Source organism: Mesorhizobium sp. M8A.F.Ca.ET.208.01.1.1 (assembly GCF_004791315.1).
GTDB lineage: Bacteria > Pseudomonadota > Alphaproteobacteria > Rhizobiales > Rhizobiaceae > Mesorhizobium.
The window spans coordinates 32231-46918 of the sequence record NZ_SRUT01000008.1; the positions used below are offsets into that span (position 1 = coordinate 32231).

Annotated in this window: 11 protein-coding genes and 1 tRNA gene; 9 read left to right on the forward strand and 3 right to left on the reverse strand. The window is 63.0% G+C overall.

Going from position 1 to position 14688, the window contains the following annotated elements:
* Nucleotides 1-63 precede the first annotated feature (63 nt).
* Together EN851_RS27185 and EN851_RS27190 are read right to left on the reverse strand one after the other, a co-directional pair.
* Nucleotides 64-139: transfer RNA gene (locus tag EN851_RS27185), tRNA-Phe, on the reverse strand.
* A gap of 172 nt (nucleotides 140-311) precedes the next feature.
* A complete protein-coding gene (locus tag EN851_RS27190) occupies nucleotides 312-1184 on the reverse strand; it encodes a helix-turn-helix domain-containing protein (protein ID WP_127276325.1) in 873 nt (290 codons plus the stop codon).
* Nucleotides 1185-1288: 104 nt separating this feature from the next.
* On the opposite strand from EN851_RS27190, the gene EN851_RS27195 reads away from it, so the two are divergent.
* From EN851_RS27195 to EN851_RS27215, 5 genes are all read left to right on the forward strand, one after another.
* Nucleotides 1289-2560 (forward strand): ABC transporter substrate-binding protein, encoded by a 1272-nt coding sequence (locus tag EN851_RS27195; RefSeq protein ID WP_127276327.1) that lies wholly within the window; start codon nucleotides 1289-1291, stop codon nucleotides 2558-2560.
* Nucleotides 2561-2713: 153 nt separating this feature from the next.
* A complete protein-coding gene (locus EN851_RS27200; protein ID WP_127870823.1) occupies nucleotides 2714-3574 on the forward strand; it encodes a sugar ABC transporter permease in 861 nt (286 codons plus the stop codon).
* Nucleotides 3571-4407 (forward strand): carbohydrate ABC transporter permease, encoded by an 837-nt coding sequence (locus EN851_RS27205; RefSeq protein ID WP_127870824.1) that lies wholly within the window; start codon nucleotides 3571-3573, stop codon nucleotides 4405-4407. Before EN851_RS27200 ends, EN851_RS27205 begins: the two co-directional genes overlap by 4 nt.
* An 8-nt stretch (nucleotides 4408-4415) precedes the next feature.
* Complete coding sequence (ugpC, locus tag EN851_RS27210; protein ID WP_127870825.1) at nucleotides 4416-5495, forward strand: sn-glycerol-3-phosphate ABC transporter ATP-binding protein UgpC; 1080 nt, start codon at nucleotides 4416-4418, stop codon at nucleotides 5493-5495.
* Between the two features lie 36 nt (nucleotides 5496-5531).
* Nucleotides 5532-7559, forward strand: coding sequence for an aldo/keto reductase (locus tag EN851_RS27215; protein WP_127870826.1), 2028 nt, complete (start codon nucleotides 5532-5534; stop codon nucleotides 7557-7559).
* Between the two features lie 22 nt (nucleotides 7560-7581).
* Here the strand turns inward: EN851_RS27215 and EN851_RS27220 are convergent, their stop codons facing one another.
* Entirely contained in the window at nucleotides 7582-8637 is a 1056-nt protein-coding gene (locus EN851_RS27220) for an AraC family transcriptional regulator (RefSeq protein WP_348630735.1), read from the reverse strand.
* Nucleotides 8638-8703: 66 nt separating this feature from the next.
* Here EN851_RS27220 and EN851_RS27225 point away from each other — a divergent pair, with 66 nt between their 5' ends.
* The 4 genes from EN851_RS27225 to EN851_RS27240 all read left to right on the forward strand — a co-directional run bounded on the left by EN851_RS27225 (nucleotide 8704) and on the right by EN851_RS27240 (nucleotide 14683).
* A complete protein-coding gene (locus tag EN851_RS27225; RefSeq protein WP_127276824.1) occupies nucleotides 8704-10170 on the forward strand; it encodes an alpha-glucosidase/alpha-galactosidase in 1467 nt (488 codons plus the stop codon).
* Between the two features lie 152 nt (nucleotides 10171-10322).
* Nucleotides 10323-12404, forward strand: a complete 2082-nt coding sequence (locus EN851_RS27230; protein WP_135930378.1) for an ABC transporter substrate-binding protein — start codon at nucleotides 10323-10325, stop codon at nucleotides 12402-12404.
* Nucleotides 12405-12538: 134 nt separating this feature from the next.
* Nucleotides 12539-13546, forward strand: coding sequence for an ABC transporter permease (locus EN851_RS27235; RefSeq protein WP_135930379.1), 1008 nt, complete (start codon nucleotides 12539-12541; stop codon nucleotides 13544-13546).
* Nucleotides 13547-14683: an ABC transporter permease gene (locus EN851_RS27240; RefSeq protein WP_127276818.1), complete on the forward strand. Its 1137-nt coding sequence runs from the start codon at nucleotides 13547-13549 to the stop codon at nucleotides 14681-14683. It begins immediately after the preceding gene.
* Nucleotides 14684-14688 lie beyond the last annotated feature (5 nt).

The window sequence follows — 14688 nt, forward strand, 5'->3', positions numbered from 1 at the left end:
CAAACTCAGAAGGCCAACGCGATGAGACGCGCCGAAAAGCTGAACGGAAACAATCGGGTAGAATGGTGCCCAGAGGCGGATTCGAACCACCGACACGCGGATTTTCAGTCCGCTGCTCTACCAACTGAGCTATCTGGGCCTGCTCCGGCTAACGAAAAGTCGTGTTCCGGATTTCATGAAGGCACCGTGGGCGCCCCTTGAAAGCGCGTGGGTTATAGCACGGGAATTCGGCCTGTCCAGCGCCCAGGTGTGGATTTCCCGCAGGAAAAGAAATGCCGCCCGATGGGCCGGTTTGCATGCCGTGCGCCCGCCTATCTGGCGCCTGCCAGGCCTTTGCGGAAGTCGGATGGGGTCATGCCGGCCAGCTTGCGGAAGGATTTGTTGAAGGCGCTGAGCGAGCCGAAGCCGGAGTCCATGGCGACGCGCAGCACGTTGGCGTCCTGGTGCATCAACAGTGCCTGCGCATAGCTCAGCCGCAACAGGTTGACATATTCGTTGAGCGTCATGCCGGTCGATTTCTTGAACAGGCTCATGGCGTATTTGGGGTGGATGTCGGCGGCCGCCGCTATGTTCACGCAATCGATGTCGTAGAGGAAATTCTCGGCGATGAAATCGCACATGCGCCCGACATTGCGCGACGATTGCTGGTCGAAGGGGTTGCCCGCTTCCTGTCCGGCGGTGTTTACCGGCACCAGCCGGTAGGGCTCGAACCTTACCCGTTCCAGCCGCAGCAGAAGTTCGTTGACGGCATGCTCGGCCTTGGCCGGATCGCCCGAGCGGGCATAGCGGTTCCAGCGGGCGAAATTGTCGTTGTCGGATTGATCGGTGGCGCTGGTCACCAGCGTCGCACCCGTCATCAGCCGGTGGCGTATGTCCGCGGGCAGGTGCAGCCGAAAGAAATGCACCAGCGGCAGATGCGCGCCGGCATAGACGGCGTCGTCGCTCAAATCGTCCATCTGGTGCGGCAGGCCACCCCAGAACAGGCACATCTCGCCGGCCGAAAGCGATATTTCGTGCTCGTTCATGCGGTAGTGGACGGAGCCGCGGACGATGAAATTCACCTCGACCTGGGCATGCCAATGCGGCTTCAGCATCACCAGGGGGCTGGTGTGGAACATCTGCAGCAGCAACGGCAGGCCTTCCACGCTGCTGGCACCAGGCTGGTAAAACGGCCGTTCGGGCATCTTACTTTCCGCCAATTTCGTATTCCCTTTGTCGGGGACAGGCCCTTGCCGGTGCCTAGTCTAGCCAGGCTCGCAGAGAGAGCAAATGAAATGGGAGGATTTCAATGCGCATCACACTGTCCTGCGCCGTGCTCGCGCTTGCCTTGGGCTCAGCCCCGGCCTTCGCGCAATCCGGCGAAATCACGATCTGGAGCTGGAATGTCGCCGCCTCGTCGCTGAAGGCAACGGTTGCCGGTTTCAACAAGCTGCATCCCGACATCAAGGTCACCGTCCAGGATCTCGGCAACCAGCCGACCTATGACAAGTCGATCGCCGGATGCGCGGCCGGCGGCGTTGGCCTGCCCGACGTCGTCACCATCGAGAACGGCGAGGCCGAGAATTACTGGAGCCAGTTCCCCGACTGTTTCGTCGACCTGCACACGCTGGGCTACACAGCCGAGGACCAGAAGAAATTCCCCGATTTCAAGCGCACCGAACTCGAAGTCGGCGACAAGGCCTATGCCATGCCGTGGGATTCCGGTCCGGTCGCCGCCTTCTATCGTCGCGACTTCTACGAGAAGGCCGGCGTCGATCCGGCATCGATCAAGACCTGGGACGATTTCATCGCCGCCGGCAAGAAGATCCAGGCCGCCAATCCGGGCGTCTCGATGACCAATGCCGATTTCAACGGCGACAGTGAATTCTTCCGCATGATCGCCAACGAACAGGGCTGCGCCTATTTCGCCGAGGACGGCCAGTCGATCACGGTCAACCAGCCCAAATGCGTCGACGCCATGACCAAGCTCAAGGAGATGAAGGACGCCGGCATCGTCTCGTCTGCCGACTGGGGCACCAAGATCACCAACAACACCGCCGGAACCGTCGCCACCCAGGTCTATGGCGGCTGGTACGAGGGCACCATCCGCACCGAATCGGCGGGCGAAAACGGCAAATGGGGCGTCTATCTGATGCCGAGCCTGACCGCGGACGGCCCGCGCGCCGCCAATCTCGGTGGCTCCTCGCTCGCCATCACCTCGGCGTCGAAGAACAAGGAAGCTGCCTACGAGTATTTGAAATACACCCTCGGCACCAATGAAGGCCAGATCACCATGCTGAAGGAGTTCGGCCTCGTCCCCTCGCTGGTCTCGGCGCTGAACGACCCCTATGTCGGCCAGGGCCTGCCCTACTGGGGTGGCCAGGCGGTGTGGAAGGATATTCTCGGCACCTTGCCCAAGGTTGTTCCGAGCCGCGGCACCCAGTTCCAGAGCGATGCGGAGATCATCGTGCGCGCGGTACAGACCAAATATCTCGCCGGCGGCTATCCCGACGCCAAGGCGGCACTCGACGATGCCGCCAGCCAGATCGCCTCGGCGACCGGGCTGCCGGTCAAGTCCTGAGGTGCTGACAGCTTTCAAGTCCTGAGGTGCTGACAGCTTCCTTCTCCCCGTCACTATACGGGGAGAAGGTGCCGGCAGGCGGATGAGGGGCGGCGCCTACTTCGGCAATTGCTGCCTCACAAACCGGAAAAACAGAAAGGAGGAGGAGAAAAGATGCGCAACCGCAATGCGACGGCCTATCGCTTTCTCACGCCCTATCTCCTGATCTTCGCCATCTTCTGGGTGTGGCCGATCATCTCCTCTTTCCTGATCTCGTTCCAGGCGACGCGCACCGTGCCCTGGCGCTTCGCGCCCGGCTTCAACTGGGGCCGGCTGATCGGCGACCCCGCCTTCTTCAACGCGCTGAAGAATACGCTGCTCATCCTGGTCATCCAGGTTCCGGTGATGATCGCGCTGGCCATGGTGATGGCGGTGCTTCTGAATTCGCCGCTGCTCAAGGCGCGCGGCCTCTACCGCTTCGCCTTCTTCGCCCCGGTGGTGGTCGGCGAGGTCGCCTATTCCGCTGTGTTCCGGCTGATGTTCAGCCTCGATTTCGGCATCGTCAACAAGCTCCTGAACAGCATCGGCCTGCCCAAGGTCGACTGGTTCTCCAACGTCACGCCGGCCATGGCGCTGATCATGATCGCGGTCACCTGGCGCTGGGCCGGCTACAACGCCATCATCCTGCTGGCCGGCATGCAATCCATTCCCGAGGATGTCTATGAGGCGGCGACGCTCGACCGGGTGAGCAAGCTCAAGCAATTCTTCCACATCACCCTGCCGCTGTTGAAGCCGGTCATCGTCTTCTGCGCCGTGCTGTCGATCATCGGCACCATGCAATTGTTCACCGAGCCGTTCCTGATCACCGAGCGCGGCGGGCCGGGCGGCGGCACCGAGACGCTCGGCCTGCTGCTTTACCGCCAGGGCTTCCGCTCGCTCAATTTCGGCTATGCCTCGGCCGTCGCCTACACCATGGCGGGGCTGGCGATCGCCATCACGCTGGTGCAGCTGTGGCTGACGAGGGAACCGAAATGAGCTCGCTCTCATCGGCAAGACTGAAACGAAGCATCGCGCTGCACCTCTTCCTGACGCCGCTGGCGCTGATCTGGCTGTTTCCGCTGTGGATGATGGTGGTGTTCTCGACCATGCCCGACAATGGCATCTTCAGCCCCGGCATCGAACTGTTGCCGCACGGCAATTTCATCGACAATTTCAACAATCTGCAGCATGACACCGACTTCGTCGGCGCCATCATCATCTCCGTTTGCGTGGCGGTGACCTATACCGTCCTGTCGGTGCTTTTGACCTCGATGGCCGGCTGGGCGCTGGCCCGCTACCAGTTCTTCGGCAAAAGCGTGGTCGTCGCCATCATCCTGGGCACCATCACGCTGCCCTATGCGGTGGTGCTGATCCCGCAATTCATCATGGTGGCGCGCGACTTCAAGCTCGCCAACACGTGGGTGGCGCTGATCGTGCCGCCGCTGTTCAATTCGCTTGGCGTGCTGTTCATGCGCCAGAGTTTTTCCATGATGCCCGATGACCTGTTCGATGCCGCCCGCGTCGAGGGCGTCAAGGAGTGGCGCATCTTCGTCTTCATCGCTTTGCCGTTGGCGCGGCCGATGCTGGCCGCGCTCTGCATCATCCTGTTCCTCGCCTCCTGGAACAATTATCTGTGGCCGCTGCTCATCAACAGCCAGCCGGGTTCGATGACAGCACCCGTGGCGCTCGGCACGCTGATCGGCCTGACCAAAGTCTCGTGGGGCGGCATCATGGCGGGCGCGGTGATGCTGACCGTGCCGATGCTCGTCGTCTTCGTGCTCCTGCAGCGTCATTTCATCGCCGGCATTGCCGCCGGCGCGGTCAAATAGGGAGCAGAATGGCAACCGTCACGCTCACAAACGTCGCCAAGCGCTTCGGCGCCTTCGAGGTCGTCCACGGCGCCAACATCGACATCGCCGATGGCGAGTTCGTCGTCTTCGTCGGCCCGTCAGGCTGCGGCAAGTCCACGCTGCTCAGGATGATCGCCGGGCTCGAGGACATCAGCGGCGGCGAGATCGCCATCGGCGGCAAGGTGGTCAACGATGTCGAGCCGGCCGATCGCGGCATCGCCATGGTCTTCCAGTCCTACGCGCTCTATCCGCATATGAGCGTCGAACAGAACCTCTCCTTCGGGCTGCGCATGACCGGCAACCCCAAGGCCGACACCGAGCGGCGGGTGAAGCGCGCGGCCGAGATCCTGCGCATCAGCGAATTGATGGACCGCCGCCCAAAGAAACTCTCCGGCGGCCAGCGCCAGCGCGTCGCCATCGGCCGCGCCATCGTGCGCGAGCCGCAAGTGTTCCTGTTCGACGAGCCGCTCTCCAATCTCGACGCCGAACTGCGCGTCCAGATGCGGGTCGAGATCTCAAGGCTGCACAAGGAACTCGGCGCCACCATGGTCTATGTCACCCACGACCAGACCGAAGCGATGACGCTCGCCGACCGGATCGTCGTGCTGCGCGGCGGGCATGTCGAGCAGATCGGCCGGCCGCTCGATCTCTATGACAATCCTGACAATATTTTCGTGGCCGGCTTTGTCGGTTCGCCGAAGATGAACTTCATCAAGGCCCACATTGTCGGGCGTGATGCAAAAGGCGTCGTGGTCGAGCTGGCGGGCGAGGAGAAAACCCGCATCACGCAGCCCCTGAAGGTTGCCGCGCCTGAACCTGGGAGCAAGGTCATCGTCGGCGTGCGGCCCGAACATTTTGGCAGCGCCGGTGAAGGCGATGCCGACCTCACCGCCGCCATCGACGTGGTCGAGCACCTCGGCGGCACGAGCTTCCTTTACGCCAGGACGACCCATGGCGAGGACGTGGTGATCCAGCGCGACGCGGCAAGGGTCCCCGAGACATCGGAGGTCACCGTTTCCATCCGCAAATCCTACCTGTTCGATGAAAAGGGGCTGCGGCTGCGCTGACTGGCCGCCCCTTTCCAAGCCCGCAAGGAGAATGACATGACTGAATCAACGCCCATTCGCTGGGGCATCCTCGGGCCGGGGGGCATTGCCAAGGCCTTTGCCGGCGGCGTCGCCGGGTCGCGCACAGGGACACTGGTCGCCATCGGCGCCCGCAACCCCGGCAAGCCGGGCCTGGCCGAGAGCTTCCCTGGCGCCCGCATCCTCGAAGGCTATGAAGCGCTGCTTGCCGATCCGGAAATCGACGCCATCTACATCGCGGTACCGCATCCCGGACACGCGCAATGGGCGATCAGGGCCGCGGAAGCCGGAAAGCACGTGCTGTGCGAAAAGCCGCTCGCGCTGACCGCCTTCGAGGCCGACGCCATGATGCATGCGGCGCGTAAAGCCGGCACCTTCCTCGGCGAGGCCTTCATGTACCGGCTGCACCCGCAGACGCTGCAACTGGTGGACCTGGTCAAGTCGGGCGCCATCGGCGAGATCCGGATGATCAAGTCGAGCTTCGGCTTTGCCATGCCTGATTTCATGCCGGGGCATCGGCTCTATGCCAACGATCTTGCCGGCGGCGGCATCCTCGATGTCGGCGGCTATCCCGTCTCGATGGTGCGCCTCATTGCCGGCGCCGCCGCGGGAGAGCCATTCGCCGAACCCGACAAGGTCGCCGGCACCGCCCATCTTGGTCAATCCGGCGTCGACGAATGGGCCTCCGCTGTCCTGCATTTTCCAGGCGGTATCGTCGCGGAAGTTTCCTGCAGCATCTCGCTCAACCAGGACAATGTGCTGCGTATCTTCGGCACAAAGGGGCGTATTGAGGTTCCCGACTTCTGGTTCGCCGGCGGCGACCGCGATGTCGGCCTCGGCCGGATCGACGTGATCGGCGCCGACGGTACGCGCGAGACCATCAGCGTCAACGAGAAGCGCCACGTCTATTCCTTCGAGGTCGATGCCGCCGGCGAGGCGATCCGCGCCGGGCGGCAGGAATTCGCCTGGCCGGGCATGGGCTGGGCCGACAGCCTCGGCACCTTGCGCGTGCTCGACAGATGGCGTGCGGCCGTGGGACTGGAATATGAGATCGAGAAGGCCTCGCTGCGCACCAACACCATCTCAGGCCGGCCCTTGCGTTCGGGCGGCACGGCGATCGGCAAGCGCACCATTCCGGGCGTGGCGAAGCCGGCTTCGGTGGTGGCGCTCGGCTTTGAGGATTTCCGCAGCTTCTCCTCCGGGTCGATCCTGCTCGACGCCTTCTTCGAGGCCGGCGGCAATCTGTTCGACACCGGCTATGTCTATGGCGGCGGCTACACCGAGACGTTGCTCGGCCAATGGCTGAGAAGCCGTGGCGTGCGCGAGCAATCGGTCGTTATCGCCAAGGGCGCGCATTCGCCGCTCTGCTATCCCGACGTGATCGGCAAGCAGCTAGCCCAGTCGCTCGACCGTCTGCAGACCGACCATGTCGATATCTATTTCATGCATCGCGACAATCCGGACGTGCCGGTCGGCGAGTTCGTCGACGCGATGGATCGCGAGGTCAAGGCCGGCCGCATCCGGGGACCGTTCGGCGGCTCGAACTGGACGATGCAGCGCATGGACGAGGCGATTGCCTATGCCGAGCGCACCGGCAAGCAGAAGCCCGGCGCGCTTTCCAACAATTTCTCGCTGGCCGAAATGCTGGAGCCGATCTGGGCCGGCTGCATCACCTCCTCTACCGATGACTGGAAGGCCTGGCTGACATCCAGGCAGATGCCGAACTTCGCCTGGTCGAGCCAGGGGCGCGGCTTCTTCACCGACCGCGCCGGGCGCGACAGGCTGGAGAGCGAGGAACTGGTACGGGTCTGGTACTCCGAGCGAAATTTCGGTCGTCGCGACCGCGCGATCGAACTCGCCGCCCGGCTGCGCAAGAGCCCAATCCACATTGCGCTGGCCTATGTGCTCAATCAGCCTTTCCCGTCGGTTCCGTTGATCGGGCCGCGCACGCTGGGCGAACTGGACGACAGCCTGCGGGCGCTGGACATCGCGCTTTCGCCCGCCCAACGCGAGTGGCTGGACGGCGGCAGCCTGCACGCGGCCTGATGGAACAAGGCTCGAAGCGGCGTCAGATCTCGTCGTCCGACAGCCTGGCGCCGCGCCTGGCCGGGGTTTGCAGGCTGGCATACATGCCGGTGGTGCGGAACTGGCTGGGCGTCGTCCCGTAGAGCCGGCGGAAGACCTTCGAAAAATAGTTCGCATCCTCGAAACCGCACAGGATGGCCACTTCCTTCACGGGCAGGAAGTCCGCTTTCGTCAAAAGCTTCGCCGCCCGTTGCAGCCGCTGCTGCAGCACGAACTCGGCGGGTGGCAGGCCTTCGCTCTCGGCGAAGCAGCGCGAGAAATGAGCCCGGCTGAGCCCGCTGATCTGGACGAGGTCCGCCACCGGCAGGGCTTTGTCGAGATTGGCATTGATGTGATCGATGACCGGCTGCATGGCGCTCTGTTTTTCGGCAAAGGCGTGCGAGCCGAACACATCGTCATAGAGCGCCATCGCCGCCTCGTAGGCGATGGCCGAAGCAGCACCTGGGGAAGCGGCCCCCTTGATGAGGCGAAGGCTGCAATCGGCAAGATGGTCGATCGTCGCCGGCTGCAGCCGAAAGACCGGTCCCGACACGTCGAGGATCGATTTGTGGACGCGCAACGCCTCCTCGCCGTTCATCGAGATCCAGAAATATTCCCAGCGCTCGTCCTTGGCCAGCCAGTAGCGGTGGTTGTGCGGCACCAGCACCAGCAGCGTGTCGTTCGTCTGCAGGCGGTAGTCGCGGTTCTCGTAGCGCAGCCGGCCGGTGCCGCTGATCGTGTGCTGCAGCACGGTGAACGGTGTCTGGCCGCGCTTGCGCCCATCCCAGTCATAGGTCACGTCCTCGCGTAACTCATAGCCTGTGCTCGTCGGCATGGCATGCAGGCGCTGGCGGCCGCGCGGCAGCGAGACCGTCCGCATCGATTGTCCGTTGGCGATCAAATCACGCAGCACAAAATTACCCCTGAAAGCATAATCCTTCTCTGGCCGTGACCGCGAATAAGCGCATAATCCCGCCTCGAAGAACGCGAACAACCCGCGATCGAGGAGCGGGCGGGAGGAAAGAAAGCCGGATTCCGGCTTGAATGGCATGCACACCAAGGCGTGTGGCCATTTTCCTCCCTTGCTGCTCCTTGCCTAGCATTCGATTGGATCGAGGTGAAGGTGATGAGTTTCAAAATCGCTATTATCGGCGCCGGCAGCGTCGGTTTCACCAAGAAGCTGTTCACCGACATTCTGTGCGTGCCGGAATTCAAGGACATTGAATTCGCCCTGACCGACGTCAGCGAGCACAATCTGGGGATGATCAAGGCGATCCTCGACAGGATCGTCGAGGCGAACGGATTGCCGACCAGGGTGACCGCGACAACAGACCGCCGCAAGGCAATCGAGGGCGCGCGCTATATCATCAGCTGCGTGCGGGTCGGCGGCCTCGAAGCTTATGCCGATGACATCCGCATTCCCCTGAAATACGGCATCGACCAGTGCGTCGGCGACACGATCTGCGCCGGCGGCATCCTCTACGGCCAGCGCAACATTCCGGTGATCCTGGATTTCTGCCGGGATATTCGCGAGGTTGCCGAGACGAACGCGAAATTCCTCAACTACGCCAACCCGATGGCGATGAACACCTGGGCGGCGATCGAATACGGCAAGGTCGACACGGTTGGGCTCTGCCACGGCGTCCAGCACGGCGCCGAACAGATCGCCGAGGTGCTGGGCGCGAAATCGCCTGGGGAACTCGACTATGTCTGTTCCGGCATCAACCACCAGACCTGGTTCATCGAGCTCAGGCTAAACGGGCGTGAAATCGGCAAGGACGAACTGGTCGCCGCCTTCGAGGCGCACCCGGTCTATTCCCGGCAGGAAAAGCTGCGCATCGATGTGCTGAAGCGCTTCGGCGTCTATTCCACCGAAAGCAACGGACATCTCTCCGAATATCTGCCCTGGTACCGCAAGCGTCCCGACGAGATCACCCGCTGGATCGACATGTCGGACTGGATCCACGGCGAGACCGGCGGCTACCTCCGTTATTCCACGGAAACCCGCAACTGGTTCGAGACCGAATATCCGCAGTTCCTCGAAGCGGCGTCGAAGCCGATCGATCCGCAAAAGCGCTCCAACGAGCATGCCAGCCACATATTGGAGGCGCTGGAGACCAACCGCGTCTATCGTGGCCACTTCAACGTCAAGAACGACGGCGTGATCACCAATCTGCCACGCGACGCCATCATCGAGTCGCCCGGCTTCGTCGACCGCTTCGGCATCAACATGGCCGCCGGCATCACGCTGCCGGAAGCCTGTGCCGCCACTTGCATGGCCTCGATCAACGTCCAGCGCATGTCGGTCCATGCCGCCATATCTGGCGACATCGATCTTCTGAAGCTTGCCGTGCTGCACGATCCGCTGGTCGGCGCCGTGTCGACGCCCGAGGAGGTTTGGCAGATGGTCGACGAAATGGTCGTCGCCCAGGCGCAATGGCTGCCGCAATATGCCCATGCGGTTCCGGCGGCCAAGGAGCGACTGTCGAAATCCGCGGTCAAGACCCGCGAATGGGCGGGTGCCGCGCGACGAAGCGTGCGCTCGATCGAGGAATTGCGCGCCGAAAAGGCCGCGCTGAAACAGGCCGGCTGAAAACCGGGCGCGCCAGTGGATCCAGGGAGGCAGGTCCACCGCAGTCAGGCGTGCCGGAGCAATTCCAGGAGAAGGGTGAATCTCCGTCCGGAATTGCGTCGAGGCCTAACAGGACGAGCAGCAGCAGACGTCTGAACACGAGGGAGGAGACCATGAGGAACCTACGCAGCATTGGCATTGCCGCTGGACTGGCGCTGAGCGTCTCCGTTCCGGCGCTCAGCGCTTTCGCTTCCGAACCGACCGTGCCGCCGGTCCCGGCGACGTTTCCGGCCGAGGGCAAGATCAAATACGTGGCGCGCGACTCCGTCCTGGAGTTCAAGGCGCTGCCCGAGTATCACGAGCCCGGCTGGGTCACGGAAAAATACGTCAAGATCGGCAAGCTGCCGCCGGTGAAAGACCGGCTGCCGAAAGAGCCGCTGGTCTTCAAGACCGCCAACATGCCGGACGGTATCGGCGTCTACGGCGATACGATGCGCCATGTCATCGGCGGCCGGCCGGAAGGCTGGAACTACGGCGCCGGCCAGACCCAGGGCTGGGGCGGCATCGACATCGGCCTTTCCGAGTGCCTGACGCGCACCGCGCCGCTGTTCCAGGTCGAGGCGAAGGACACCGAGCCGCTGCCCAACCTCGCCAAAAGCTGGGACTGGTCGGCCGATGGTCACAAGCTGACCATGCATCTCGTCGAAGGCGCCAAATGGTCCGACGGCGTGCCATTCAACGCCGACGACGTCATGTTCTACTGGGACGACGAGGTCATGGATCCCAACGTCTCGCCGCTCAATGGCGCCACCCAGGAAACCTTCGGCGTCGGCACGACGCTCAAGAAGATCGACGACTACACCGTCGAGTGGACCTTCAAGGACGCCTTCCCGAAGCAGCACCTCTACGCAATGGCCTATGGCACGTTCTGCCCCGGTCCCGCGCACATCTTGAAGCCGCAGCACCCGAAATATTCGAAGAACACCTACGACCAGTTCAAGAACGCCTTCCCGCCGGAATATATGAACATGCCTGTCATGGGCGCCTGGGTGCCGGTCGAATATCGGGCCGACGACATCATCGTCATGCGGCGCAATCCCTACTATTGGAAGGTGGACGAGAAGGGCAACCAGCTGCCCTATCTCAACGAGCTGCATTATAAACTGTCGACCTGGGCCGACCGCGACGTTCAGGCGGTCGCCGGCGCAGGCGATTTCTCCAATCTCGAGCAGCCGGAAAATTTCGTTGCCTCCCTGAAGCGCGCGGCCGAGCCGAATGCGCCGGCGCGTCTGGCCTTCGGCCCACGGCTGATCGGCTACAATCTGCGCCTGAACTTTTCCGCCAATGGCTGGGGCAACCCCGATGAGCGCGGCCAAGCGATCCGCGAACTGAACCGCAACGAGGATTTCCGCAAGGCCGTCACCATGGCGCTTGACCGCAAGGCGCTGGGCGATTCCCTCGTCAAGGGGCCGTTCACCGCGATCTATCCAGGCGGCCTCTCCTCCGGCACCAGCTTCTACGACCGCAAATCCACCGTCTACTATCCTTTCGACCTCGAGGGCGCCAAGGCCGAACTCGCCAAGGCCGGTCTGAAGGACACAGACGGCGACGGCTTCGTCAACTTTCCAGCCGGCACCGCCGGCGGCAAGAACGTCGAAATCGTGATGCTGGTCAACAACGACTACACGACCGACAAGAGCCTCGCCGAAGGCGTGGTGGCGCAGATGGAGAAGCTTGGCCTCCGGATCGTGCTCAACGGGCTTAACGGCACGCAGCGCGATGCCACCCAATATTCAGGCCGCTTCGACTGGCTGATCCGGCGCAATGAGCAGGAGCTGACCTCCGTGGTGCAGAACACCGTGCAGCTCGCTCCAGTCGGCCCCAAGACCAGCTGGGATCATCGCGCGCCGGAAAGCGGCGAGGTCGATCTGATGCCTTTCGAGAAGGACCTCGTCGACATCGTCAACAAATTCGTCTCGTCGGCGGATAACAACCAGCGCGCCAGTCTGATGCGGGACTTCCAGAAGATCTCGACCGAGCACGTCTACAATATCGGCCTGACGGAATATCCCGGCGCCTTGATCGTCAACAAGCGCTTCTCGAACATTCCGCAGGGCACGCCGATCTTCATGTTCAACTGGGCCGAGGATTCGATCATCCGCGAACGGGTCTTCGTCGCGGCCGACAAGCAGGCGAAATATGAATTGTTCCCGGAAGAGCTTCCCGGCAAGCCTGGAGACAAGGGTCCGATGTAAGATTAAAGGCCCGATGTAAGTTTACCTCCCTGACTGAGAGAAACTCGGCCGCGCCGCTGGCGCGGCCGGGACAAACCAACCCTCCGAGCGCCCCTCCAGGGGAGCGTCCGGCGAGATGAGGAAGCGGACCGTCGATGTTGCGATTCCTGCTCACGCGCATAGCGTCGGCAATACCGGTTCTCGCTATTCTGAGCCTCGTCACCTTTGCCATCATCCAGGCGCCGCCTGGCGACTACGCCGATTACATTCGCTCGCAGCTGATCAACCAGGGCGGGGCCCCCTTCGCCGAGGCCGACGCTCAAGCCCAGGCCTATCGCGTCGAACACGGCCTCGATAAGCCGCTGCCCGTCCAGTATCTCAACTGGATCGGCGGCATCGTCACCCGCGGCGATTTCGGCTACAGCCTCTATTACAACAAGCCGGTGGCCGAGGTCGTCGGCGAGCGCCTGCCGCGCACGCTGCTGCTGGCGCTGGTCTGCCATCTGCTCGCCTCGGTGCTGGGCATCACCTTCGGCATATGGGCGGCGACCCGGCAATACACCTGGATCGACTCGACGCTTTCGGCCATCTCTTTCCTCGGTATGACGGTGCCGCGCTTCCTGATGGCGCTGATCATCGTCTATCTCCTCGTCTTCCAGTTCAACGTCTCGGAGATCGGCTCATTCTTCTCGCCGCAATATGGCGGCGCGCCATGGTCGTGGGCCAAGTTCGTCGACCTGGTCAAGCATGTCTGGCCGGTGGTGGCGATCGCCACCTTCGGCGGCCTCGCCTACAATATGCGCGTCATGCGCGGCAATCTGCTCGACACGCTCAACGCGCAATATGTCGAGACAGCCAAGGCCAAGGGCCTGACCGGCAGCGCCGTCGTCATGCGCCACGCCGTGCCCAACGCACTGCACCCGCTGGTCATGTATCAGGGCGTGGTGCTGCCCTATATGCTGACCGGCGAGATCGAGACGGCGATCATCTTCGCGCTGCCGACCGTCGGTCCGGCGATCGTCGGCTCGATGGCGGTCGGCGATGTCTATGTCACCGCCACCTTCATGATGGTGCTGTCGGCGACGCTGATCGTCGGCAACATCATCGCCGACATGCTGCTGGTCCTGCTTGATCCGCGCGTGCGCCAGTTCGGGGAGGGCTAGATGCTGGCGCGCGACCCTTCACCACCACCCTTGCCGGCCGAGCGAGCCACAGTGGCACCCGCGCGCGGCAATGAGAGCTACATGGCGCTTGTCTGGCGCCGGCTGAAGCGCTCCTGGACCGGTATGGCCGGACTTTGGCTGGTCGTGCTGCTCCTGGTCATGGCCGTTTTCGCCGAATTCCTGGCGCCGATGGATCCGAAGGCGACCGATGTCGGCTTCGCCCCGCCGCAGCTGCCTTCCTTCCACGACAAGGACGGCAATTTCGTCGCGCGGCCGAGGGTCTATGCGCTGGCCGATTCGGCCGATCTCGATCCGGTCACCTTTCAGCCCATCGTCGGTCCCGACTACGACCACCCAAGGCTGCTTGGCTTCTTCGTAGAGGGCGCGCCTTACAGGCTCTTCGGGCTGATCCCGGCGAACCGGCATTTCTTTGCCTCGACGGACGGCCAGCCGGTGCATTTCCTCGGCACCGATAAATTCGGCCGCGATGTGCTGTCGCGCGCCATCCACGGCTCGCGCGTTTCGCTGATGATCGCGCTGACGGTCGTCTTCATCATCACCGTCATCGGCACCACAGTCGGCATGGTGTCAGGCTATTTCGGTGGCCGGTTCGATGTCTGGATGCAGCGCTTCGTCGAGCTGGTGCTGGCCTTCCCGCAACTGCCGCTCTATCTCGCGTTGACGACGCTGATCCCCGTTACCGCGCCGACCAATGTGTTCCTCGCCTTCGTCATCATCGTCATGTCGGCGCTGGGCTGGGCACAGATGTCGCGTGAGGTGCGCGGCAAGACACTGGCGCTGGCGCGCATCGAATATGTGCGCGCCGCCATGGCGGTCGGGGCCACCGACCAGCGCATCATCCTGCAGCACATCTTCCCCAATGTGATGAGCCATGTGATCGTCGCCGTGACGCTGGCGATCCCGACGGTGGTGCTGCTGGAATCCTTCCTCGGTTTCCTCGGCTTCGCCGTCAAGCCGCCGCTGATCTCCTGGGGCCTGATGCTGCAGGACACCGCGACCTATTCGGTCATCGGCACCTATCCCTGGATCCTGTCACCGGTCGGTTTCGTGCTCGTCACCGTGTTCGCCTTCAACGCGCTGGGCGACGGCCTGCGCGACGCCGTCGATCCGTATTGAGGGGA